General features: G+C 70.6%; 22 protein-coding genes. 7 read left to right on the top strand and 15 right to left on the bottom strand.

Annotated elements, in window-relative coordinates:
• The 3 genes from BLV96_RS14685 to BLV96_RS14675 all read right to left on the bottom strand — a co-directional run bounded on the left by BLV96_RS14685 (window position 1) and on the right by BLV96_RS14675 (window position 3,906).
• Entirely contained in the window at window positions 1–2,052 is a 2,052-nt protein-coding gene (locus tag BLV96_RS14685) for an MMPL family transporter (protein ID WP_086670422.1), read from the bottom strand.
• A gap of 113 nt (window positions 2,053–2,165) precedes the next feature.
• Window positions 2,166–2,831 (bottom strand): response regulator, encoded by a 666-nt coding sequence (locus BLV96_RS14680; protein WP_086670419.1) that lies wholly within the window; start codon window positions 2,829–2,831, stop codon window positions 2,166–2,168.
• 7 nt (window positions 2,832–2,838) lie between these two features.
• Window positions 2,839–3,906: a sensor histidine kinase gene (locus BLV96_RS14675; protein ID WP_086670416.1), complete on the bottom strand. Its 1,068-nt coding sequence runs from the start codon at window positions 3,904–3,906 to the stop codon at window positions 2,839–2,841.
• An 80-nt stretch (window positions 3,907–3,986) separates the two neighbouring features.
• On the opposite strand from BLV96_RS14675, the gene BLV96_RS14670 reads away from it, so the two are divergent.
• Together BLV96_RS14670 and BLV96_RS14665 are read left to right on the top strand one after the other, a co-directional pair.
• Entirely contained in the window at window positions 3,987–4,445 is a 459-nt protein-coding gene (locus BLV96_RS14670) for a DUF3761 domain-containing protein (protein ID WP_086670414.1), read from the top strand.
• A 91-nt stretch (window positions 4,446–4,536) separates the two neighbouring features.
• On the top strand, window positions 4,537–5,946 hold the full coding sequence (locus BLV96_RS14665) for an MFS transporter (protein ID WP_425266178.1): 1,410 nt from the start codon (window positions 4,537–4,539) through the stop codon (window positions 5,944–5,946).
• Window positions 5,947–5,958: 12 nt separating this feature from the next.
• On the opposite strand, the gene BLV96_RS14660 is transcribed toward BLV96_RS14665, so the two are convergent.
• The 7 genes from BLV96_RS14660 to BLV96_RS14630 all read right to left on the bottom strand — a co-directional run bounded on the left by BLV96_RS14660 (window position 5,959) and on the right by BLV96_RS14630 (window position 13,449).
• Window positions 5,959–6,765, bottom strand: a complete 807-nt coding sequence (locus BLV96_RS14660) for an SAM-dependent methyltransferase (RefSeq protein WP_086670409.1) — start codon at window positions 6,763–6,765, stop codon at window positions 5,959–5,961.
• A 52-nt stretch (window positions 6,766–6,817) separates the two neighbouring features.
• The gene (locus tag BLV96_RS14655; RefSeq protein WP_086670407.1) at window positions 6,818–7,621 is read right to left on the bottom strand and encodes an SAM-dependent methyltransferase; all 804 of its coding nucleotides are present in this window, start codon (window positions 7,619–7,621) and stop codon (window positions 6,818–6,820) included.
• Window positions 7,622–7,663: 42 nt separating this feature from the next.
• A complete protein-coding gene (locus BLV96_RS14650) occupies window positions 7,664–8,464 on the bottom strand; it encodes an SAM-dependent methyltransferase (RefSeq protein ID WP_086670406.1) in 801 nt (266 codons plus the stop codon).
• A 44-nt stretch (window positions 8,465–8,508) separates the two neighbouring features.
• The gene (locus BLV96_RS14645) at window positions 8,509–10,062 is read right to left on the bottom strand and encodes an acetolactate synthase large subunit (protein ID WP_208608248.1); all 1,554 of its coding nucleotides are present in this window, start codon (window positions 10,060–10,062) and stop codon (window positions 8,509–8,511) included.
• Window positions 10,063–10,067: 5 nt separating this feature from the next.
• Window positions 10,068–11,453, bottom strand: coding sequence for an FAD-binding oxidoreductase (locus BLV96_RS14640; RefSeq protein WP_086670402.1), 1,386 nt, complete (start codon window positions 11,451–11,453; stop codon window positions 10,068–10,070).
• 89 nt (window positions 11,454–11,542) lie between these two features.
• On the bottom strand, window positions 11,543–13,102 hold the full coding sequence (locus BLV96_RS14635; protein WP_086670400.1) for a multicopper oxidase family protein: 1,560 nt from the start codon (window positions 13,100–13,102) through the stop codon (window positions 11,543–11,545).
• Window positions 13,099–13,449: a hypothetical protein gene (locus BLV96_RS14630; RefSeq protein ID WP_244180226.1), complete on the bottom strand. Its 351-nt coding sequence runs from the start codon at window positions 13,447–13,449 to the stop codon at window positions 13,099–13,101. Before BLV96_RS14630 ends, BLV96_RS14635 begins: the two co-directional genes overlap by 4 nt.
• A gap of 77 nt (window positions 13,450–13,526) precedes the next feature.
• Here BLV96_RS14630 and BLV96_RS14625 point away from each other — a divergent pair, with 77 nt between their 5' ends.
• On the top strand, window positions 13,527–14,423 hold the full coding sequence (locus BLV96_RS14625; protein WP_086670395.1) for a LysR family transcriptional regulator: 897 nt from the start codon (window positions 13,527–13,529) through the stop codon (window positions 14,421–14,423).
• A gap of 52 nt (window positions 14,424–14,475) precedes the next feature.
• Entirely contained in the window at window positions 14,476–15,297 is an 822-nt protein-coding gene (locus tag BLV96_RS14620; protein ID WP_086670393.1) for an aldo/keto reductase, read from the top strand.
• A gap of 540 nt (window positions 15,298–15,837) precedes the next feature.
• Here the strand turns inward: BLV96_RS14620 and BLV96_RS14615 are convergent.
• Window positions 15,838–16,335 carry a DUF3830 family protein gene (locus BLV96_RS14615; protein WP_086670391.1) on the bottom strand — a complete coding sequence of 166 codons (498 nt, stop codon included), beginning with the start codon at window positions 16,333–16,335 and terminating at the stop codon, window positions 15,838–15,840.
• Between the two features lie 2 nt (window positions 16,336–16,337).
• Window positions 16,338–17,594, bottom strand: coding sequence for an aspartate aminotransferase family protein (locus BLV96_RS14610; protein WP_086670389.1), 1,257 nt, complete (start codon window positions 17,592–17,594; stop codon window positions 16,338–16,340).
• Window positions 17,595–17,686: 92 nt separating this feature from the next.
• Here BLV96_RS14610 and BLV96_RS14605 point away from each other — a divergent pair, with 92 nt between their 5' ends.
• Genes BLV96_RS14605 through BLV96_RS14595 form a run of 3 tightly spaced genes read left to right on the top strand, consistent with a single transcriptional unit; the run spans window position 17,687 to window position 20,730 of the window.
• Window positions 17,687–19,150 (top strand): NAD-dependent succinate-semialdehyde dehydrogenase, encoded by a 1,464-nt coding sequence (locus BLV96_RS14605; RefSeq protein ID WP_086670387.1) that lies wholly within the window; start codon window positions 17,687–17,689, stop codon window positions 19,148–19,150.
• On the top strand, window positions 19,147–20,205 hold the full coding sequence (locus BLV96_RS14600) for a tartrate dehydrogenase (RefSeq protein WP_086670385.1): 1,059 nt from the start codon (window positions 19,147–19,149) through the stop codon (window positions 20,203–20,205). Before BLV96_RS14605 ends, BLV96_RS14600 begins: the two co-directional genes overlap by 4 nt.
• 60 nt (window positions 20,206–20,265) lie before the next feature.
• Entirely contained in the window at window positions 20,266–20,730 is a 465-nt protein-coding gene (locus BLV96_RS14595) for a DUF4262 domain-containing protein (protein ID WP_086670383.1), read from the top strand.
• Between the two features lie 409 nt (window positions 20,731–21,139).
• Here BLV96_RS14595 and BLV96_RS14590 read toward each other — a convergent pair whose 3' ends face one another.
• Genes BLV96_RS14590 through BLV96_RS14580 form a run of 3 tightly spaced genes read right to left on the bottom strand, consistent with a single transcriptional unit; the run spans window position 21,140 to window position 23,407 of the window.
• On the bottom strand, window positions 21,140–21,859 hold the full coding sequence (locus tag BLV96_RS14590) for a GntR family transcriptional regulator (RefSeq protein ID WP_086670381.1): 720 nt from the start codon (window positions 21,857–21,859) through the stop codon (window positions 21,140–21,142).
• A gap of 1 nt (window position 21,860) precedes the next feature.
• Window positions 21,861–22,607 carry a maleate cis-trans isomerase family protein gene (locus BLV96_RS14585; RefSeq protein ID WP_086670379.1) on the bottom strand — a complete coding sequence of 249 codons (747 nt, stop codon included), beginning with the start codon at window positions 22,605–22,607 and terminating at the stop codon, window positions 21,861–21,863.
• A 59-nt stretch (window positions 22,608–22,666) separates the two neighbouring features.
• Window positions 22,667–23,407: a maleate cis-trans isomerase family protein gene (locus BLV96_RS14580; RefSeq protein ID WP_086670377.1), complete on the bottom strand. Its 741-nt coding sequence runs from the start codon at window positions 23,405–23,407 to the stop codon at window positions 22,667–22,669.
• Between the last annotated feature and the right edge of the window lie 3 nt (window positions 23,408–23,410).

Below are 23,410 nucleotides of genomic sequence, written 5' to 3'. Positions count from 1 at the left end.
TCACGGCTCCAGCGCGACGTGCGGCAGGCGGCGGTCCAGCCACCGGGGCAGCCACCACGCCCGGGCGCCGAGCAGGCGCATGATCGCCGGGACGATCAGGCAGCGGATCACCAGCGCGTCCAGCAGGACCGCGGTCGCCAGGCCGAGCCCGAACTGCGCCAGCATCCGCGACGGGTCCAGCAGGAACGCGCCGAACACCAGCACCATGATCGCGCCCGCCGCGGTGATCACCGCGCCGGTCGACGCGAGGCCTTCGCGCACCGCGAGCCGCGCGTCGCCGGTGCGGCGCCACTCCTCGTGCATGCGCGACACGAGGAACACCTCGTAGTCCATCGACAGCCCGAACACGATCGCGAAGATCATCACCGGCACGAACGCCTCGATCGGGCCGGACTGCGCGCCGAACCAGCCGTCGCCGAACACCAGCGTCATGACGCCGAGCGAGGCGCCGATGCTCAGGAGGTTCAGCAACGCCGCCTTGAGCGGGATGAGGACCGACCGGAACACGACCATCAGCAGCAGCGCGGACAGCCCGACGACGACCAGCACGAACAGCGGCAGCCGGTCGGCGACGGCGTCCGCGAAGTCCGTCGCGGCCGCCACCGAGCCGCCGACCAGGTAGTGGCCCGGCAGTGCGGGGAGGACATCGGTCCGCAGGCGCGTCACGAGTTCGGCGGTCGCGGCGTCCTGCGGTGACGTTGTCGGGAATACGAGGACAGTCTGGTTAACCGGCGCTAACACGCGTGCGATCCCGGGCGTCGAGGCGAGCGCCTGCTGCAGTGCGGCGGTGTTGCCGTCTTGGCTGACGATCGCGAGCGGACCACTGAAGCCCGGTCCGAAGCCTTCGGCCAGCAGGTCGTACGCCCGCCGCGTCGTCGATCCGGCGGGGTCGGTGCCGGCGTCGGCGAGCCCGAGCCGCATGCCCGCGGCCGGGATCGACAGACCCACGAGGACGATCAGGCCGACCGCGAGCGGAGCCACCGGTCGCTTCTGGACGCCGTCGGCGAGCCGCCGCCACGTCTTGCCGTGCTCGCGCCGGGCGGCGTGCTTGCGGATGCCGCGTTCGAGCCGCGAGCCGAACAGCGAGAGCAACGCGGGCAGCAGCGTCACCGACGCGAGCATGGTCATCAGGACGGTGAGCGCGACGGCCAGTGCCACTCCGCGCAACCCGCCGAGCCCGAGCGCGAGCAGGCCGAGCAGTGCGATGATCACCGTGGTCCCGGCGAACAGCACCGAGCGTCCGGCGGTGTCGAGCGCCCGCCGCGCGGCGGTGTCCCGGTCGTGGCCGGCGAGGATCTCGCCGCGGTAGCGGGAGAAGATGAGCAGCGCGTAGTCCACGCCGACGCCGAACCCGACCAGCATCATCAACGGCGAGGTGTAGCTCGCGATGTCGACGAGGTGCGAGACGACCGTGATCACGCCGAGCGTGCTACCGACGGCGAACACCGCGGTGAGCACCGGCAGCCCGGCGGCGAGCAGCGAGCGGAACAGGAACACGAGGATGACCAGCGCGGCCAGCAGCCCGACACCTTCCGCGGGACCGCCGCCGCCCGAGACGCGCTCGATCGGGTCGCCGGCCAGCGCCACTTCGACCGGTCCGGCCTGCTTCGCGACGTCGGCGAACGTGACGATGTCGTCGTACGGGAGGTCGGTCGAGGAGGTGTCGAAGGTGACGGTCGCGTAGCCGATCCGGCCGTCGCGAGACAGTGTCTCGAACGGTCCGGTCACCGACCGCACGTGCGGTTGCAATCGGACATTTCCCAGAGTGTTCTCGATTGCGGCGCGCTGCGTGGTGAGCCCGCTGTCCGCCTTGAACACGATCTGCGCGGACGCGCCGGACTGCGCGGTGTGCTGCAGCATGTCGACGACTTGCTGCGATTCGGTGCCGGGCAGCGAGTTGTCGTCGTGGAAGGCGCTGCCGGTGAGGCGGGAGGTGAACGTGACGCCGATGAGGACCAGCGCCCAGAGTGCGACGGCGAGCCACCGGTGGCGCTGCGCCCAGCCGGCCAGTTTCGCCAGGCTTCCCCCGGTGGGGCGAGTGATGGTGTCCATGGTGGACAAGGATTCGCCGCGAGGGCACTACTGCGCGTCGCGCAGCGGAGGACACTTGCCGTGCTCCCGGCGGTGTCCCTTAAGGCGTTTCCCGTACCCCCGCGGGAGTACGGCTAGGGGGTGAGCCACCTCGGCGTCACCGCGCCGGACTCGTACGCGAGGACGACGAGCTGCGCGCGGTCGCGCATGCCGGTCTTCGTCATGATGCGGCTGACGTGCGTCTTCGCCGTCGCCGGGCTGAGCGTCAGTTCGCGTGCGATTTCGTCGTTCGACAGGCCGGCCGCGACCAGCGAGAGGACCTCGCGTTCGCGGTCGGTGAGCCGGTCGAGTGCGGGGGCGGGGGCCGGGCGCGTGACGCGCGCGGCGAACTCCGAGATCAGCCGCCGGGTGATCGACGGGGCCAGCAGCGCGTCGCCGCGGGCGACCACGCGCACGGCGTGGATCAGCTCTTCGGGCTCGGTGTCCTTGACCAGGAACCCGCTCGCACCCGCGCGCAGCGCGCCGTAGACGTCCTCATCCAGGTCGAACGTTGTAAGAATGACGACCTTACTGTGTACGGCGGGGTCTTCGAGGAGGTGCTTCGTCGCGGCGAGGCCGTCGAGCACCGGCATGCGGATGTCCATCAGCACGACGTCCGGGCGGTGGTCGTGCGCGGCCTGCAGGGCTTCGCGGCCGTCGGCGGCCTCGGCGACGACGTCGATGTCGTCCTCACCGTCCAAAATGGACCGGAAGCCGGCGCGGACCAGCCGCTGGTCGTCGACGAGCAGGACCCGGATCATCGGCCCATCATCGCACCGGCAACCGGGCGCGCACCCGGTAACCGCCGCCTTCGCGCGGCGCCGCGGTCAGCTCGCCGCCGAGCGCCCGCGCGCGTTCGGCCATGCCGCGGATCCCGGCGCCCGGTGGGGCGTCGCCGCCGCGGCCGTCGTCGTCGACCTGCACGGACAGCGCGTCGGTGCCGTACCCGAGCCGGACGACGACGGTCTTCGCGCCGGCGTGCTTCGCGACGTTCGTCAGCGCTTCCTGCACCACGCGGAAAGCGGCGTGCTCGACGTCCGGCGGCAGGTCGCGGGCGTCGCCGTCGATCTCGGTCCGGACGGTCAGCCCGGACGCGCCGACCGACTCGGCCAGTTCGGCGACGCGGGACAGGCTCGGCTGGTCGGCCTGGCGGAGCATGCCGAGCGTCGCACGCAACTCCTGGAGTGCGGTCTTGCTGGCGTCCTTGATGGTGCCGAGCGCCTCTTCGGCCTGCGCGGGATCACGCCGGTGCAGCGCGGCACCCGCCTGGACGTTGATCAGTGATAGATGGTGCCCGAGGGCGTCGTGCAGTTCGCGCGCGATGCGCAGCCGCTCGTCCGTGGCGCGGGCGCGGGCTTCGGCCTCCTTGGTGCGCTCGGCTTCGGCGCGGTAGTGCGCGACGGCACCGCCGGCGACGAGTGCGACGAACCAGCCCGTCATCAGGAAGAACGCGAAGTTGTCGACGTGCCGCCCGGTCCGCGAGCTGACCTCGCCGACGGCGACGCCGGCCATCGCGGCGACGACGAGCAGCGCGGCTCCGCGGATCCGTCCCGCCGCGGCCGCGTTGTAGAGCGCGTACGCGAAGGCGAGCAGGACGAGCCCGTCGGGATCGGTGAGCGGGTAGTAGAGGCCGCAGCAAACGAGCGTTAACCCCGCGACCGTCAACGGGTACTTACGCCGTAAGAAAACGGCCGCGCAGCCGAGAACGGTGAGCACCCAGCCGACGGCGGCGTGGTTCGCGGGCTTGGCGCCGTCGTTCAGGACGGCGAACAGCGAACCGACCAGCACCGCGACGGTGACCGCCAGTTCGGGAGCCCAACGCCGCAACCAGGCCATGCGGCGAGTCTAGGCGCCGTAACAAACACTTCCGGCGCAGCGACTACGGCGGCATTGGTTCGTGTTGCTAAGGAGTCGTCGTGGGAAAGAAACTGGGGTGGATCCTGGCCGCCGGCCTGCTGGTCGCGGGCTGCGGTGTCGGTTCGGTGCCGGCGAAGGATCCGGGTGGGGTCGGTGTTCTGGACGCACCGGCGACTTCGTACACATCGCCGACGGCCACCGTTCCGAGTACGACGGACACGCCCACCGCCACGTCCGAAGCGCCGGTGGTCACGACCGTGCCGACGCAGGCGCAGGCCGTCGCGCCGAAGACGACCGTGGCCAAGCCCAAGGCAGCGCCGAAGACCACCACGCAGGCCGCGCCGAAGCCGGCCGAGTGCGGTGCCGACTACTACCGGAACTCCGAAGGCAACTGCGTCCACCGCCCCAGCGACAACCCCGCCGGCGCCACGGCGCTCTGCAAGGACGGCACCTACAGCTACAGCCAGCACCGCTCCGGCACCTGCTCCGGCCACGGAGGTGTCCGCACCTGGCTGTGACGAATCACCAATCGGACCGAAACCAGCCACCCGGTGGGTACAGTGCATGAAGTTGCATGATGCGTACTAATTACACACCGGGGGTGTGCTGGTGTCCGAGACCGGACGGTCCGGCCGCGCGATCGTCGTCGTGCTCGCGTCGTGCGGGCTGGTCGCGTCGTTCATGCAGACGCTGGTCGTGCCGCTCATCCCGGTGTTCCCGCGGCTGCTGAACGCTTCGGCGGCCGACGCGTCGTGGGTCGTCACCGTGACGCTGCTGGCCGCGTCCGTCATCACGCCGGTCAGCGGGCGCCTCGGCGACCTCTACGGCAAGCGCCGGATGATCCTCGTCAGCCTCGCGCTGCTCATCGCCGGCTCGGTGGTGTCCGCGACGACGGGCGCGCTCGCGTTCCAGATCCTCGGGCGCGGGCTGCAGGGCTGCGCGATGGGCGTCATCCCGCTCGGCATCAGCATCATGCGCGACGAGCTCCCGGCCGAACGCGTCGGCGGCGCGATCTCGCTGATGAGCGCGACGCTCGGCGTGGGCGGCGCGATCGGGCTGCCGGTCGCGGCGATCGTCGCGGAGAACGCCGACTGGCACGTGCTGTTCTGGATGGCCGCCGGGCTCGGGCTCTTCTTCGCGCTGCTGATCGTCCGGTTCGTGCCGGAGTCGCCGCTGCGCACGCCCGCGCCGTTCGACTACTTCGGCGCGTTCGGGCTGGCCGCCGGCCTCGTCTGCCTGCTGCTGCCGGTCGTCAAGGGCGCCACGTGGGGCTGGACCAGCACGCCGACGCTCGGGTTCGCCGCGGCGGCCGTCGTCGTCCTGCTCGCCTGGGCCGCCTACCAGCTGCGCCGGCGCGACCCGCTCGTCGACCTGCGCGTGTCCGCGCGGCGGCCGGTGCTGTTCACGAACCTGGCGTCGATCATGGTCGGGTTCTCGATGTACGCCATGGCGCTGTCGTTCCCGCAACTGCTGCAGGCGTCCGCGTCGACCGGCTACGGGCTGGGCCAGACGATGGTCCAATCCGGCCTGACCCTCGCCCCGAACGGCCTGGTGATGATGCTGCTGTCGCCGGTGTCGGCCCGGCTCATCGCCCGCTTCGGCCCGCGCCCGACGCTGATGACCGGCGCGCTGGTGATCTCGCTCGGGTACGTGTTCGCGATCGCGCTGATGGACAACGCCGTCGAGCTGATCACGGCGTCGGTGATCATCGGCGCCGGCGTGGGCATCGCCTACGCCGCGATGCCCGCGCTGATCATGGGCTCGGTGCCGGTCACCGAAACGGCGTCCGCGAACGGCCTGAACTCCCTGATGCGCTCGGTCGGCACGGCGGTTTCGAGCGCGGTCATGGCGGCGATGCTGGCCCAGCTGACGATCACCGTCGGCGGGTTGACGGTGCCGTCGTTGTTCGGCTTCCGGGCGACCTTCGCCGTGGCGGCGTGCGCCGCGCTCGCCGGCGTGCTGCTCGCGGGACTGGTACCGAGGTCAAAGGTGGCGCCCGAACTGGTCGGTGCCGTCTGAGTTCGGGGCCGTCTAGTTCTTGCGCGCCACCAGCGCGAGCCCGCCGCACTCGGCCGGGTTCTCCGGCACGTCCGCCGGATCGTCCGGCCGCCACTGCGGGATGAACACGACACCCGGGTCGAGGATCTCGAAGCCGTCCACGAGCGCGCGCAGCTCGTCGGCCGTGCGGGGCGTCACCGGGTTGGCGCTCTTCTGGTACATCGCGACCGCGCGGGCGGTGCCGTCGCTCTGCTGCTCGGGGGTGGCCGACGACATCGCCAGGTAACTGCCGGGCGCGAGCGCGTCGCGGTAGGCGGCGATCAGCCGGGCCGGGTCGCGCTCGTCCGGGATGAAGTGCACGAACAGCGCCATCACGACCATCACCGGCTGGTCCAGGTCCAGCATCATCTCGGTGGTCTCGTGCTCGAGGACGTCGTCCGGGAACTCCGCGTCGGCGTGCACCATGACCGCGTTCTCGTTGTCCTCCAGCACGATCTCGCTGTGCGCGACGGCGACCGGCTCGTTGTCGACGTAGACGACGCGGGCGGTCGGGTCGACGGCGTGCGCGATCTCGTGGACGTGCCCGACGGTCGGCATGCCCGAGCCGATGTCCAGGAACTGCCGGATCCCGTGGTCGAGCCCGAACCGGATGGCGCGGCGCAGCCACTGCCGGTTCAGCCGGGCGCGCTCCCGCGCGTTCGGCTGCGCGGCGAGCACCTGGTCGGCGAACATCCGGTCGACGGCGTAGTTGAGCTGGCCGCCGAGGATGTAGTCGTACACGCGCGCGGGGTTCGGCTTGTCGAGGTCGATGCCACGCCGCGCGTACTCGTCTTCACTCATTCGCCGCTCCACGGTCCGGTGTGACGGCGAGAATAGCCGACGTGAGACATCCTCAGTTCTTGCGCGCCACCAGTGCGAGCTGGCTCGCCAGCTCCGGGTGCTCACCGACGTCGCCGGGGTCGTCCGGCCGCCACTCCGGAATGAACACGACCCCCGGCGGCACGAGCTCGAAGCCGTCCAGCAACGCGCGCAGCTCGTCCTTCGAGCGGGCCACGACCTGCGTGCCGCTCTTCTGGTACATCTCCGCCGCGCGACGCACCTCCTCGCCCTGGCCTTCGAACGTGCCCGACGACAAGGCGAGGTAGCTGCCCGGCGCGAGCGCGTCGCGGTAGGCGGCGATCAAGCCGGCCGGGTCGCGCTCGTCCGGGATGAAGTGCACGAACGCGGCCATGATCAGCATGACCGGCTGGTCGAAGTCCAGCAGCATCTCGGTGGTCTCGTGCTCGAGGACATCCTCCGGGACCTCGGCGTCCGCCTGCACCATCTCGGCGTTCTCGTTGTCCTTCAGCACTATTTCGCTGTGCGCGACGGCGACCGGCTCGTTGTCGACGTAGACCACCCGCGCGGCCGGGTCGATCGCCTGGACGACTTCGTGCACGTGCCCGACGGTCGGCATGCCGGAGCCGATGTCCAGGAACTGGCGGATGCCCTGCTCGGCGCCGAACCGCACCGCCCGGCGCAGCCAGCGCCGGTTCAGCAGGGCCAGCTCCCGGGACTCCGGGCGCACTTGCAGGATCTGCTCGGCGAACATCCGGTCGATGGCGTAGTTGAGCTTGCCGCCGATCAGGTAGTCGTACACGCGCGCCGCGTTCGGCTTGTCGAAGTCGATCCCGCGCGGCGCGTGGTCGTCGGTCAACGCCGTCCCCCTCCGTCGATGCGACAGTGAGGATAGCGCCGGCTACTCCTTGCGAGCGACGAGTGCCAGCCCGCCCGACTGCTCCGGAGGGTCTTCGAGCGGCCCGTCCGGACGCCACTCCGGCGTGAACACCACGCCCGGCGGCAAGATCTCGAAGCCCTTCACCAGCGCGCGCAGTTCGTCGGGCGAGCGCAGCGTCAACGGCGTACCGCTCTTCTCGTACAACGCCACCGAGCGCTGCGACTCTTCGCCTTGCCCCTCCCACGTGCCCGACGACAACGCGAGGTAGCTGCCCGGCGCGAGCACGTCGCGGTAGGTCGCGATCAGTCCCGCCGGGTCTCGCGAGTCCGGGATGAAGTGCACGAACGCCGCCATGATCATCATCACCGGCTCGCTGAAGTCCAGCAGCGCCTCGGTGGTGGGGTGGTCCAGCACTTCGTCCGGGTACTCGGCGTCGGCCTGGACCATCGCCGCGTTGTCGTTGCCCTCCAGGACGATCTCGCTGTGCGCGACCGCGATCGGCTCGTTGTCGACGTAGACCACCCGCGCGGCCGGGTCGATCGCTTGGACGACTTCGTGCACGTGCCCGACGGTCGGCATGCCGGAGCCGATGTCGAGGAACTGCCGGACGCCCTGCTCCGCCGCGAACCGCGCCGCGCGGCGCAGCCACGCCCGGTTGGTCAGCGCCATGTGCTGCGCGTTCGGCAGCACGCTCCGGATCTGGTCGGCGAACATCCGGTCGACGGCGTAGTTGAGCTGGCCGCCGATCATGTAGTCGTACACGCGCGCCGCGTTCGGCCGCTCGAGGTCGATGCCCCGCTTCGCGTGTTCGTCTTCGCTCATCCGCCGCTCCCGGGCTCTAGGTGTGCCCGGGAGAATAGTCCGGTTCAGAGCAGAGGCGGCACCACGGCGTCGATGAGGTGCGGACCCGGTTCGGCGAAGGCCCGCTGCAGCTGCTCGGCCAGCTCCTCGGCCGTGGTCGCCCGCGTCGCCGGCACGCCCATGCCCTCCGCGATCTTGACGAAGTCCATGTCCGGCCGCGAGAGGTCGAGCAGGTCGTTCGCCTTCGGGCCGCCCGACGCCGCGCCGACGCGCTGCAGCTCCAGCCGCAGGATCGCGTACGCGCGGTTGTTGAGCAGCACCGTCGTCACGTTCAGGTTCTCGCGCGCCTGCGTCCACAGCGCCGATACGGTGTATAGCGCGCTGCCGTCGGACTGCAGGTTCAGCACCGGCCGGTCCGGCGCGGCGATGGCCGCCCCGGTCGCGACCGGCATGCCGTAGCCGATCGCGCCGCCGGTCAGCGTGAGGACGTCGTGCCGCGGCGCGCCGGCCGTCGCCGTCGGCAGCATCAGGCCGGACGTGTTGGCCTCGTCGGCGATGATCGCGTTCTCCGGCAGCAGCGCGCCGATGACGTCGACCCAGTTCTGCGGGGTCAGCGGACCACTCGGCAGCGCGGGCCGGGATGCCGGCGCCAGCACCGGTTCGGTGTCCGCGGCGACGAGGTCGGCGACGTCGTTCAGCGCGCGCGTGACGTCCTGGCCGACCGACGCAAGCGTGTGCACCTGCCCACCTTCCGGCGTAAGGTCGCTCGGCTTGCCCGGGTAGGCGAAGAACGACACCGGCGCCTTCGTGCCCGCGATGACGACGTGTTTGATCCCGTCGAGCTGGTAGGTGACCTGCTCCGCGAGGTAGCCGAGCCTCTCTATCACCGGTAGACCCGCGCCGCGCTCCAAGCGGGCCGGGAACGTCTCGACGAACACCTTCGCGCCGGTCGCGGTGGCGATCCGGCTGGCCGCGCGCAAGCCCTCTTCGCGGCACGCGCCGCCGCCGATGAGCAGCGCCACCGGCTCGCCGGCGCCGAACACGGCGGCTACGTCCTTGACGGTAGTGGCGTCGACGGCCTGCGGCACGCGCGGCGGAACGGGCGCGCACGTCTCGCCGCCGTCACCCCACGAAGCGTCCGCGGGCAGGATCAGCGTGGCGACGCGGCCGGGAGCGTCCTGCGACGCGGCGACCGCGGCGGCGGCGTCCGCTCCGACGTCCTTCGTGTGCTCGGAGCGGCGCACCCAGCCTTCCAGCGAGCCGGCGAGGGCCTCGATGTCCGACTCCAGCGGCGCGTCGTACTGCTTGTGGTAAGTCGCGTGGTCGCCGACGACGTTCACGATCGGCGTGTGCGCGCGACGCGCGTTGTGCAGGTTCGCCAGGCCGTTGCCCAGGCCGGGACCGAGGTGCAGCAGCGTCGCGGCGGGCTTGTCCGCGATGCGCGCGTACCCGTCGGCAGCTCCGGTGACGACGCCTTCGAACAGCGCGAGCACGCCGCGCATCTCCGGAACGGTGTCGAGTGCGGCGACGAAGTGCATCTCCGACGTGCCGGGGTTCGCGAAGCACACCTCGACGCCGGCGTCGACCAGCGTGCGGATCAGGGACTGGGCGCCGTTCATCTCGCTCATTCGGTTCCTTCGGGGAAGAGAACGCCGGGGTTGAGGATCCCGGCGGGGTCGAAGCTCTGCTTGATCCGGCGCATCAGCTCGATCTTCGCCGGGTCTTCGAGTTCCTGGTGGTACTTCGCCTTGGTGCGGCCGAGGCCGTGTTCGCCGGAGATCGCGCCGCCCAGCTCCATGGCGTACGCGAAGATGTCGGTCAACAGCTGCTTACGCTTGTCCGCGTCCTTGCAGAAGATCCCGAAGTGGACGTTGCCGTCGCCGGCGTGCCCGCAGCCGAGCGCGCCGCCGCCCGCGGCCATCGCGAGCTCACGCGACTTGGTGATGAACTCCGGCATCGCGGTGCGCGGTACGACGACATCGATGATGTCGTCGGCACCGGCCGCCTTCGCGGTCCAGAAGGCCTTCTCGCGCGCTTCGATCAGCTTGCGCGCGGCGGGGCCTTCGAGGACGTAGACGTCGGTCGCGCCGAGTTCGCCGAGCAGCTCGCCGACCGTCTCGACGTCCTCGTGCAGCCGCGCGTCGTCCCGGTTCTCCAGCGCGACCACGAGGTAGGCCTCGCTGGTCTCGCGGATCTTGTCCGGGACGCCGAGCTCGAGCTTCTCGTTGTAGACGATCGCGGCCATCGTCAGGTTGTCGATGTACTCGAGGATGTGCGGCGCGAGCCCGCTGGAGAGGATCGCCGGCACGGCGGCCATCACCTGGGCGAGGTTGCCGAACGGGGCGAGCACCGTGGCGCCGTGCGTGAGCCGCGGGTGCAGCTTGACGGTGATCTCGGTGGCCAGCGCGAGGGTGCCTTCGGAGCCGATGATCAGCTGCGTGAGGTCGTAGCCGGTGGAGATCTTCGACGTCTTGCCGCCGGTGCGGAGGATCTCGCCGGTCGGCAGCACGGCCTGCAGGCCGAGCACGTTGTTGCGCGTGACGCCGTATTTGACGGCGCGCATGCCGCCGGCGTTGGTGCCGACGTTCCCGCCGACGCTCGCGCTCAGCTCGCCGGGGTAGACGGTGTAGCTGAGCCCTGCCTCGGCGGTCTTCGCGTCGAGTTCGGCGAGGGTGACGCCGGGCTGCACGACGGCGACGTGGTTGCCGGTGTCGACTTCGAGGACGGCGTTCATCCGCTCGAAGGAGATCAGCAGCCCGTCCGCACGCGGTCGCGCGGCGCCGGACAAGCCGCTTCCGGAGCCTCGCGCGGTGACAGGCACGTTGTGTTCCGAAGCGGCCTTAAGCAGCTCCGCGACTTCCTCCGCGGTTGCCGGCTTCGCGACGTACGCAGGCTTCTGCGGCTCCGCGGTCAACGCTTCGTCGTGCGCGTAGTCCTCGGAGATCGCCTCGCCGGTCAGCAGGTTCTTGTCCCCGACGATCTCGGCCAGCCGTGCCGCCACGTCGCCCATAGACAGCCTCTCCTCCGCGCCGTTGCTGTGGTTACCGCAGCGTAGTACGTACCGCCGGTACGCCGCCATGAAGGTTTTTCACATTCGGCTCAGACGGTCTCGAAGTTGGCCATCATGCCCATGTCCTCGTGCTCCGCGTTGTGGCAGTGGAACATATAGCGCCCCCGGTAGCCGTCGAACCGTGCGATCACTTCCACAGCTTCGCCCGGCCGCAGATCGACCGTGTCCTTGAGCCCGCCGTCGAAGGGCCCCGGCTCGCGGCCGCCGCGGGACAGTACCCGGAACTGCACGAGGTGCAGGTGGATCGGGTGGTGCACGTCCGCCACGAACCGCCAGATCTCGACGTCGCCGAGCCGGGGCCGCGCGTCGATCCGGGACGGTGAGTACGGCTGTCCGCCGATCAGCCAGCCGTGCCGCCCACCCGAGGGAGCGCCGCGGAAAGAGAACTCCCGGATCACTCCGGCACGTGTCCGGTCGAGGGGTTCGATCGTGCTCAGCCGGTCCGGGACGTGGCTGTCTTCGGTGCCGCGGCGGGTGACGCGAAACCGCAGCACGTACGCGGTGCTGCCGGTGCCGGCCCGGTTGACGAGCGTGATCTCGGTGCCCACCGGGTAGCGGCCGAAGTCGACGACGACGTCGTACCGCTCGGCCGGCGCGATCGGCAGGTGGTCGTGCCCGCGCGGCGCGTCGAGCAGGCCCTGGTCCGAACCGATCTGCGTGAAGGCCGGGCCGTCCGGCGGAGGCGGGTCGAGGGCGAGGTCGTAGCGGCGGGCGTTGGACGCGTTGAGCAGCCGCAGCCGGTACCGGGTCGCGGACACCTCCGCCACCGGCCACGGTGCGCCGTTCACCAGGATGACGTCGCCGAACACGCCGGCGGCGTAGGGCTCCTCGACGCCGGGCACGGTGCTCAACGTCGAGTCGAGCGAGGGGTAGCGCATCGAACCGTCCGCGGCGAACGCGCGATCGGCGATCATCAGCGGCAGTTCGCGCTCGCCGCGCGGCAACGGCAACGCGTCCTCTTCGGCGTCCCGGACGAAGTGGAACCCGGCCAGCCCGCGGTGCACGGCCGGGCCGGTGAAGTCCATCCGGTGGTCGTGGTACCAGAGCCCCGATGCCCGCTGGCGCAACGGATACGCGTAGTCACGCAGCCCCTGTGTGATCTTCGCGTCCGGGTCGAGCATGCCCTGGTGCGCCGCACGCCACCCGCTCGCGGGCAGGACGAGGTCGGTGGCGTAGCCGTCGGAATCCGGGGGTGTGCGGCCGCCGTGCAGGTGGACGACGGTCGGCACCGGGAGTTCGTTGCGGTGCCGGACGACCGTCGTCCGGCCGCTGCGGGATTCGATGGTCGGCCCGGGGAAAGTGCCCTGGTAGCCCCAGATCGGGGTGCGCAGCCCGGGCAGGATCTCCGCGGTGGCCACGCGCTGGACGATCTCGTACCGGTCGGCGTCCGCGTCACGCGACAGCGGCGGCAGCACGGCCGGGATCGGCAGCGGGACCTGGAACGGCGGCGGCAGCGGCACCTCGCTGGTGAGCAGTTCGCCGGTGGCCGCGGCCCGGCCGAGCAGCCGCGGCCCGACGGCTCCGGCGGCCACGACGAGACCCGCGCCGCCGGCCAAGCCGAGGAACCGGCGCCGGGACAGCCCGCTCATCGCCAGATCCCGATCAGCACGACCACGGCCAGCGTGACCAGCGCGACGCCCAGCGGGACGTGCAGGTCGAGAGCGCCGGCCAGGCCGGCGAAGTACTGCGCGGTCTCGCCGGCGACCAGCAGCAGGCTCGCCCAGAACGGCCACCGCGGGCCGCCCCGCCACCACAGCAGCGCCGTCGGCGCCAGCTGCGCCAGCCCGATCGCGAAGACGAGGTCCGCGCCGAACCGGTGCACCGCCAGCATGGCGTAGTCGCCGGTCAGGTACCTGCCCGCGAAGACCGGCTGGCCGAAGATCGCGACGGCGTGCACGGTGGCGAACCCGCGCACCACACTCCTTGCTTTGCTCACCCGATCGACACTAGGGACGACGATCTATGCTGTCCAAGACCGGAATTGCCATGGATTCATGACTCTGAGGCTATGAAATGGACCTGCTGCAGCTGCGCTACTTCCAGGCGGTGGCCCGCCGCGAGCACCTCAGCCAGGCCGCCGCCGAACTCCGCGTCGCGCAGCCGTCGTTGAGCCGCGCGATCGCCCGGCTCGAGGCCGATCTCGGCGTGCCGCTGTTCGACCGCGTGGGCCGCGGGCTGCGGCTCAACCGGTTCGGCGCCGGCTACCTCCGCCGCGTCGACCGGGCGCTGGCCGAGCTGGACGACGCCCGCCGCGAGCTGGCCGACGCCGCGGGGCTCGACCACGGCAGCGTCTCCGTCGCCGCGGAAACCCTGCTCACGCTCACCGGCGTGGTCACCGAGTTCCGCGCGGCGCACGCCGGCGTCGACATCCGCCTGTACCAGTCCTCGGCCACCGAGATGGCGAACCAGTTGCGCGCCGGGGAGGTCGACCTCTGCTTCGCCTCCCAGCCACTGCCCGGCGCGGACCTGCGGACGCGGGAGCTGCTGCACGAGGACGTGCTGCTCGCCGTGCCGGTCGGGCACCGGCTCGCCGGGCGGGAACGCGTGCGGATCGCCGACCTCGCGGGCGAACCGTTCGTCACCACCCGCCCCGGCTACTGGCCGCGCGAGCTGGCCGACCGGCTGTTCGCGGCGGCCGGCCTGCGTCCCGAGTACACGTGCGAGAGCGACGAGCCCGGTGCCACCGGCGACCTCATCGGAGCGGGTCTCGGGATCGGGCTGGTGCCCGCGTACTCCCGCGGGGTCACCCACATCCCGGGCGTCTGGCTGCACGTGGACGCGCCGGACTGCCACCGCACGTTGAACCTCGTCTGGCGCGCCGACGCGTACCTGTCCGTCGCGGCGCAGCGGCTGTCCGATTTCGCGGCCGAGTACTTCAGCGTGACGACCCGGTTACCGAACAGGATTTAGTCCAGACTAAATCTCTGGTGAGTGACGCCGGCGCCGGGTGAAGCTTCGCGACATGACATCGACGTACACCTTCGAAGACGGTGTTTCCGTGCGCCGCCTGGGTTTCGGCGCCATGCGGCTCACCGAGTGGGACCACGTCCGGGACGGCGCCGCCGCGGTGGCCCGCCGCGCGGCCGAGCTGGGCGTGACGTTCTTCGACACCGCGGACGCCTATGACCTGGGCCTGAACGAAGAACTGCTGGCCGACGCGCTGCACCCGTACGAGGGACTGTTCATCGCGACGAAGTGCGGCCACGCGCGCCCGAGCCGGGGTGAATGGGTGCCGCTCGGCCGGCCCGAATACCTGCGGCAGCAGGCGGAACTCTCCCTGCGGCGCCTGCGCGTCGAGCGTCTCGACCTGCTGCAGCTGCACCGGCTCGACCCGCAGGTCCCGATCGCCGATCAGGTCGGCGCGCTCGCCCGGCTGCGGGACGAGGGCAAGGTCGCTCGGATCGGGTTGTCGGAGGTCAGCGTCGCGCAGCTGGCCGAAGCGCGGGCGATCGCGCCCATCGCGAGCGTGCAGAACCGCTACAACCTGACCGACCGCGCGTCCGAGGACGTCCTCGGCTACTGCGAGCGCGAAGGGATCGCGTTCGTCCCGTGGCTGCCGATCGCGCGCGGTGACCACGCGACGGAGGGCGGAGTGCTGGGCAAGGTCGCGGCCGGCCTGGGGGCGACCCCCGCTCAGGTGTCCCTCGCCTGGTTGCTGCGACGCTCGCCGGTCGTGATTCCCATTCCCGGCACGTCTTCGCTCCCGCACCTCGAAGAGAATTGCGGCGCGGCTGGAATCACGCTTTCCGACGACGATTTCGCGCGGTTGTCCGAGCTGGCGTGAAAACGGCCCGGCTGCGGTTTCCCGCGGCCGGGCGTCGAGTTCCAGTCAGGCTCAGACGAGCCAGCCGAGAACGTGCGCCAGGTGCGCCAGCGCGCCGGTGATGATGTCGTGGCAGTAGGGGGCGTGCTGGACGAACGTCTGCATGGAAAGGCTCCTTGGTGAAGTGAAAAATGGTTTCCCTGGAGATGCTCTCGCGAGAGCGGAGTCAGGTTTTCACCGTGCTGGCGAGCTGTCAAAGAGCCGTATCCGCAAAGCTGTGGCGCCGCGGAATCTTCCCATGCTAAACACGTAATCCCTTCGTGTTTGACGCCGGGGTGCCCGTTTCGGCGGTCAACCACTCTGGGTAGTAAGCGGCCCGATCATCACACTCCGTGATTTCGGCCTTGATCCGGCATCTCGGGTACGCGAGTAGCTCGATCTAGTGATCACCGGCCACGAAAGGTGATTTTTTGATGATCACTCTTTCGGGTGGCCGCGGGCAGTGAAAAGGGACGCCGGATGCGGTCACCGCACCCGGCGTCCCCTTGGCGGGAAAGGGAATCAGGCCCGCGCGAACGAGAGCGTCTCGCCCTCGACACCCCGCAGCCAAAGGTCCTGCGCGGCCGCCGCCATGTCGGCGAGACCCTCCTCGATCGTGGCGAACACGTTGCCGGGCACCCAGCCCGCGTCCCCGTTGATCAGCAGGTTGTTGCGCCCGTAGAAGATCGCCAGGTCGGTCGCGCCCTGGTCGCCGTGCGCTTCGCTGTCGTCCTCGTAGCCGTACGCGGGGTTGCCGATCTCCCCGGCCTCGAAGCCGAAGTACACGACATCGCCGGGAATCGGCGTGATCGTCGGGTTCTCCCGCCCGGGCTTCGGCTCCGCGAAGGGCGGCACGAGCGTGTAGACCTCGTTGCGCGCGTACTTCGCGTGGTAGGCCGAGCCGCTCTGCGGCAACGCGTCCCACACCGCCTTGCACGTCCGCGGAGCTTCGTCGTCGAGCAGCCGCGCGCGGCAGGACACCCCGCGCTTGTCGAGGGTGATCGTGATGTACCGGGCCATGCTCAGCTCCCCGTGACCGATGCGACGACGTCTCCCCAGATGCGCAGAGCCTCGTCGACCTGCTCGGCGTTGACGATCAGCGGCGGCACCATCCGGACGACGTTCATGTACGGCCCGCAGGTGAGCAGCAGCAGGCCGTTCTTCGACGCCGTCTGCTGCGCGGCGGCTGCGGTCGCGGCGTCCGGCTCGCCGTCGGCGGTGGTGAACTCCGAGCCGACCAGCAGCCCGAGCCCGCGCACCTCGCCGATCGCCGGCGTCTTGTCCGCGATCACTCGCGCGCCTTCGAGCAGCTGGCGGCCGCGCTCGGCGGCGTTCTCGACGAGGTTCTCCTGCTGGATGACCTCGAGCGTCGCGATCGCCGCCGCGCACGAGACGGCGTTGCCGCCGTACGTGCCACCCTGCGAGCCCGGCAGCGCCTTCGCCATCAGCTCCTGCGAAGCGGCGATGCCGGACAGCGGGAAGCCGCTGGCCAGGCCCTTCGCGATGAGGACGATGTCGGGGGAGACGTCGAAGTGGTCGTGTCCCCAGAACTTGCCGGTGCGCCCGAAACCGGTCTGGATCTCGTCGACGACGAGCAGGATGCCGTGCCGGTCCGCGCGTTCGCGCAGGCCGGCCATGAACTCGGTGTTCGCCGGGACGTACCCGCCCTCGCCGAGCACCGGCTCGACGAAGATCGCGGCGGTCTCGTTCGGAGCGCTGACCGTCTGGAACAGGAAGTCCAGCTCGCGCAGCGCGAACTTCGTCGCGGTCTGCTCGTCCCACCCGTAGTGGTAGGCGTAGGGGAACGGCGTGACGTGCACGCCCGCCATCAGCGGGCCGATGCCGGCGCTGAACCGCGTCCCCGACGTCGTCATCGTCGCCGCCGCGACGGTCCGGCCGTGGAAGCCGCCCTGCATGACGATGACGTTCGGGCGCTTCGTCGCCTGCCGCGAAAGCCGCAACGCCGCTTCGACGGCTTCGCTGCCCGAGTTCGCGTAGAAGACCGAGTCGAGCCCGTTCGGCAGGACGGCGCCGAGGCGCTCGGTCAGCTCGAGCAGCGGCTTGTGCATCACCGTCGTGTACTGCCCGTGGACGAGCTTGCCGATCTGCTCCTGCGCCGCGCGCACGACGCGCGGGTGGCAGTGCCCGGTGCTCGTGACGCCGATACCGGCGGTGAAGTCGAGGTGGCGTTTGCCCTCGACGTCGTAGAGGTAAACCCCTTCACCGTGGTCGACCACGACGGGCGTTGCCTGCTTGAGCAGCGGAGATAGCTGGGCCATGGCAGCGTGCTCCTTGGTCGGTTGAGCGGGTTGTCGATTGTTGACAATATCCATAGCATGGCCCTCGGGACAACACGTGAGGAGCAGTCGGGATGAGCGCGAGCACCGAGTCCGGCGTCGTCGACGCGGTCGGCAAGGAACTGTTCATCGGCGGTAAGTGGGTCGCCGCCCGGTCCGGGAAGACGTTCCCGGTGGTCGACCCGGCCACCGGCAAGGAGCTGTGCCAGATCGCCGACGCCTCCCCGGCGGACGGCGTCGCCGCGCTGGACGCCGCCGTCGCCGCGCAGGCCGACTTCGCCAAGATGGCACCGCGTGAACGCGGGGAGATCCTGCGCCGCGCGTACGAGCTGCTGATGCAGCGCCAGGAGGAGCTCGCGCTGCTCATGACGCTCGAGATGGGCAAGCCGCTCGCCGAGTCGAAGGGCGAGATCGCCTACGCCGCCGAGTTCTTCCGCTGGTTCGCCGAGGAGGCCGTCCGCATCGACGGCGGCTTCGCGACCGCCCCGAACGGCGTCGGCCGGTTCCTCATCACCAAGCAGCCGGTCGGCCCGACGCTGCTGATCACGCCGTGGAACTTCCCGATGGCGATGGGCACCCGCAAGATCGGCCCGGCGATCGCCGCGGGCTGCACGTCGGTAATCAAGCCCGCCGCGCAGACGCCGCTGTCGATGCTCGCGCTGGCCGGCATCCTCGCCGAGGCCGGGCTGCCCGAAGGCGTGCTCAACGTGATCACGACCAGCGACTCCGGCGGCGTGATGGAGCCGCTGATCCGCGACGGCCGCGCCCGCAAGTTGTCTTTCACCGGCTCCACCGGCGTCGGCCGGAAGCTCCTCGAACAGTGCGCGGACAAGATCCTGCGGACGTCGATGGAGCTGGGCGGCAACGCGCCGTTCCTGGTCTTCGACGACGCCGACATGGACGCGGCCATCGACGGCGCGATGCAGGCCAAGATGCGCAACATCGGCGAGGCGTGCACGGCGGCGAACCGCTTCTACGTGCAGCGCGGCGTCGTCGAGGAGTTCTCGCGGCGGCTGACCGAGCGCATGGAGGCGCTGCCGATGGGCCGCGGCACCGAGAAGGACGTCGTCGTCGGCCCGCTGATCGACGACAAGGCCGTCGACAAGGTGACGGAGCTGGTCAAGGACGCCACCGACCGCGGCGCGAAGGTGCTCACCGGCGGCTCCGGCGTCGACGGGCCGGGGCACTTCTACCAGGCGACCGTGCTCACCGACGTCCCGCAGGAGGCGCGGCTGACGCACGAGGAGATCTTCGGGCCGGTCGCCCCGATCACGCCGTTCGACACCGAGGAAGAAGCGGTCGCGAAGGCCAACGACACGGAGTTCGGCCTCGTTTCCTACGTCTTCACCAGCGACCTCAAGCGCGCGCTGCGGGTCTCCGAAGCCCTGGAGGCCGGGATGATCGGGCTCAACCAGGGCATCGTGTCGAACCCGGCGGCGCCGTTCGGCGGCATCAAGCAGTCCGGGCTCGGCCGCGAGGGCGGCTCGGTCGGCATCGACGAGTTCCTCGAGACCAAGTACATCGCGGTGGCGATGTGACGGCCTACCGCATCGCGAGCATCCCCGGCGACGGCATCGGCGTGGACGTCACGGTCGAGGCCCGCAAGGTCCTCGACCGGGCTTCCGCTCTCTTCGGCTTTTCGTTGGAGTGGACGGAGTTCGACTGGAGTTGCGAGCGCTACACCCAGCTTGGGTCGATGATGCCGGACGACGGTGTCGCGCGGCTCTCGGAGTTCGACGGGATCCTGCTCGGCGCGGTCGGCTTCCCCGGGGTCCCGGACCACGTTTCCCTGTGGGGGCTGCTGATCCCGCTTCGGCGCGCGTTCCAGCAGTACGTCAACCTGCGTCCGGTGCGGCTGTTGCCCGGCACTACTTCGGTGCTGGCCGGGCGGAAGGCCGAGGAGCTGGAGCTGGTCATCGTCCGCGAGAACTCCGAAGGGGAGTACTCCGCGATCGGCGGCCGGCACAACGCCGGACGGCCGGACGAATTCGTGTTGCAGGAGTCGGTTTTCACGCGCGTCGGCGTGGAACGGATCATCCGGTACGCCTTCGAACTGGCGCGGACGCGGACTTCGCGCGTCTGCTCCGCGACGAAGTCCAACGGGCTCATCCACTCGATGCCGTTCTGGGACGAGATCTTCGCCGAGGTCGCGGCGGAGTTCCCGGACGTCCACAGTGAACAGATGCACGTGGATGCGCTGGCGGCGCGCATGGTCCAGGCGCCGGACCGGCTCGACGTCATTGTCGGGTCGAACCTCTTCGGCGACATCCTGAGCGACCTCGCGGCCGCGATCACCGGCGGGCTCGGCATGGCGCCGTCCGGCAACATCAACCCATCGGGTGAACATCCGTCGATGTTCGAGGCGGTCCACGGGAGCGCTCCGGACATCGCGGGACAGGGGATCGCGAACCCCGTGGCGCAGGTCCTGGCGGCCGCGATGCTGGTCGAACACCTCGGTGAAACCGTTGCCGCGCAAGCGATTCGGGCCGCGGTGGACCGGGTGCTCGACGAGGGCCGGGTGCGCACCCCCGACCTCGGCGGCACGGATACCACAGAACGCCTCGGCACGGCGGTGGCAGAAGCGCTGGGCTGAGTTTTTGTCGGTGCCCTCCGGCACGGTGGTCGCACACCCACCGAGGGGGAGGAGCCACCGATGTGCTTTGCCTGTGAGGACCCGGACAGATCCGGTTACGTGCAACGGCTTCGCGACGGCGTCGCCGAGCGGGGCTGGCTGGTGCAAGGGATCGAGGGAGCCGGGGCGTACCCGCCGTGGGCCTACACGATCGGCCTGAGCGGGTACGACCTGCCCGAGCTGGTCGTGACGGGCCTGCCGGTCGAGGCGGCCGGCCGGCTGCTGAACGACTCCGCCGCGCGCGTCTTGGCCAGCTCACCACCCGCGGCGGGCGACCGCGTCTCGCTGCCGGGCGGCACGCTGCTCGAGGTGGTCGCCCTGACCGAGCCGGGGGTGCACCTGGTGTTCGCGGCGGACCTGTACGGCCCGGAAATCCGTGCGCTGCAACTGGTCTACACGGACGCGCGTGGCCGCTGGCCGTGGGCCGCGGACTACCGCGACGGCCTCGGCGGCCAGCCGGTCCTGGGGGTGCGCGATGGCGATTAGCTGCGGGTGTTCTCCGCCGTCCAACTGCTTCCCGCCACCACCCGTGCGGATCGTCCACGCGCGCCTGCCGCGCGATTGGGACACCGAGCCGGAGCCGGAGCCGGTTGTCCGGGCGAGCCCGCCGGGCGATCCGGAGTCGGTTGTCCACGTGCACGTGCCGCGTGATTGGGAAGCCGAGCCTGAGCTGTTCGTCGATGTGTGCCTGCCGCGCGAGCCGGAGGCCGAACCAGAGTCGGCCGTGCGCGTGCCGCCCGATCCGGAAACCGAACCAGAGCCGGCCGGCCACGTGCCGCGCGATTCGGAACCCGAACCTGAGCCGGCCGTGCGTGTGCCGCCCCGGCGGCGGTTGCACGCGCCCGTTTACCGGGCACGTGCGTGGGCCCGCAGGTCACGGCTGCCGCAGCTGCGCTCAAGCGTTTCCCGGTACCGGCGGGGCGTGCCCGTCCCGGAGGCTCGTCCCCGGCGCCAGCCGCTGCACCGCGTCCTCCATGTGCGCCTCGAGGAGGGTCAGGGCCGTTTCCTCGTCCCCGTCGCGAAGCGCCTGGATGAGCTTCGTGTGTTCCTCCACGCGTTCCTCGACCCGCTGGTAGGTGCTCTGCAGCGCGGTGAGGCACATCCGCGTCTCGATGAGGAGGGTCCGGGCCATCCGGACGAGCCGCTTGCTGCCGGAAGCGTCGATGAGGGCCTCGTGGAACCTGAGGTCCGCGGTGGAGAGCGCGTTCGGATCGTCTTCGCTCGCAGCCGTCGCCATCTCCGTCACGGTGTGCTCGAGGACGTCGGCGATCCGGTCGCGGTCCCCGCCGCGCAGGGCGCGGAGCATGGCGGCGCGTTCGATCGCCGAACGAGCGGCATAGATGTCGTAGACATCGCCGGGCTCGAGGTCGATGACGAACAGCCCGCGGTGGCGCTCGCTGCGCAGGAGCCCTTCCGAGACCAAGTGCTGCATTGCTTCCCGGAGTGGCCCCCGTGACACCTGGAACCGGGACGCCAGCTCGGTTTCGCCGAGCTGGGTCCCGGGCGGGAGGGCGCCGGTCATGATCGCGTCGCGCAGCTGGCGCGCGATCACTGCGGCCGTCGACTCGCGGCTGACCGGTTCGATCTCGGGCAGCATGCCCGGCGGCAGGGCCATGTCAGGCGCTCCCGCCCGGCAGGTGCCGGAAGAGCGCGCCGAGCGAACGGACGAGCCGGTGCCGCCCGGTCAGGCGCAGGCCCTCCCACACGGTCACCTGGTTGGCGGTCAGCACGGGCTTCTTCAGCGCGGCTTCGACGATGTTGATCTCCTGGAGCGTGCGCATCGCGGTGTCCGGCACCAGCACCGCGTCCGCGTCCGGGTGGTCGTTGCGCACGGCGAGCTCGACGACGGCTTCGGACGTCATCGCCCCGACCTCGGCGGCCGTGACGATGTCCGCGCTGGCCATCGAGACGACCTCGATGCCGCCGGCCTTGAGGAAGTCCACGAACAGCCGGGCGATGTCGTCCGGGTAGCTGGCGGCGACGGCGACCCGCTTGACGTCCAGGGCGCGCGCGGCGTGCACGAACGCGAAGGAGGTGCTGGAGGCGGGAACCCCGGCGACGGCGGCGAGGCGGTCGGCCTGGTCGCGCGCGCCGTCCCAGCCGTAGACGAAGCTGCCGCTGGTGCAGGCCCAGATGACGGCGTCCGGCTCGTGCTTCTTGAGCAGAGCGGCACCGTCGGCGAGTCTGCTCTCGCTGCCGAGGTCGAGCAGTTCGGCCACCGCGTGCTTGTCGGTGCCGTAGATGTGCTCGACCGCGAGCCGGATGTCGCCCTCGTCGGCGGCCGCGCCGCCGAGCAGCTGCTCGGCCAGCGGGTAGTCGTCTTCGGCCGCGTGGTCGGGGTAGATGAAACCGATGGTGGTCACGGATCCTCCGGAGGGACGCAAATTGTCGACAATCCTAGAGGGTTGGTCAAGGAAAACCTTCACGACACGTCACGAAGCCACTTCCCGGGTCCGACGATGGGCAGGTTCATCCGGCGCAGGCACGCCCACATGGTCAGCTGGTTGGCCGTCAGCACCGGCTTGCCGAGCGCGGCCTCCAGCGGCTCGATCAGGTCGTAGGTGGGGAGGTTGGTGCAGCTGACGAAGATCGCTTCGGCCTCGCCGTGGTCGGCGGCGAGGATGCGCTCGGCGATGGTGCGGTAGCTGACCTTCCAGATGCCGCCGCCCAGGCCGAGGTGGTCGCTGGCGACGGTTTCGACGTTCAGCTCCGCAAGGAAGTCGTGCAGGGCGCGGGTCAGGTCCGCGTCGTACGGCGTAAGAACCGAGACGCGGTGGAGGTCGAGCTGGTGCAGCACCTCGGCCAGCGCGCCCGAGGTGGTGACGGCGTCCGGCGCGCCGGCATCGCAGATCGCCTTGGTCAGCGAGCGTTCGTAGTCGACGCCGTTGACGAAGCTGCCCGAAGTGCAGAGGTACGCGACGACCTCGGGCTCGACGTGCAGCACGTCGCGGGTCGCGCTGGCCAGGTGGTGGCTGTCGCTGACCAGGCGCGCCATCTCCATGCTGACCGGCACCGGCTCGTAGGGCGTGCGGGCGAGGTGGAGGGACACCTCCATCGGCACCCAGCGCCAGAGCTCGCGCTCCAGCGCGAGGTCGAAGGGTGCGATGACGCCGATGCCGCGTTGCGCCAGCGGGCCGTCGAACGCCAGGAAGTCGAAATCCAAGGC

Source organism: Amycolatopsis pretoriensis, assembly GCF_900107925.1.
Lineage (GTDB): Bacteria > Actinomycetota > Actinomycetes > Mycobacteriales > Pseudonocardiaceae > Amycolatopsis > Amycolatopsis pretoriensis.
Note: the sequence above shows the minus strand (reverse complement) of the source record. Positions and strands in the feature narration are given on the sequence as shown.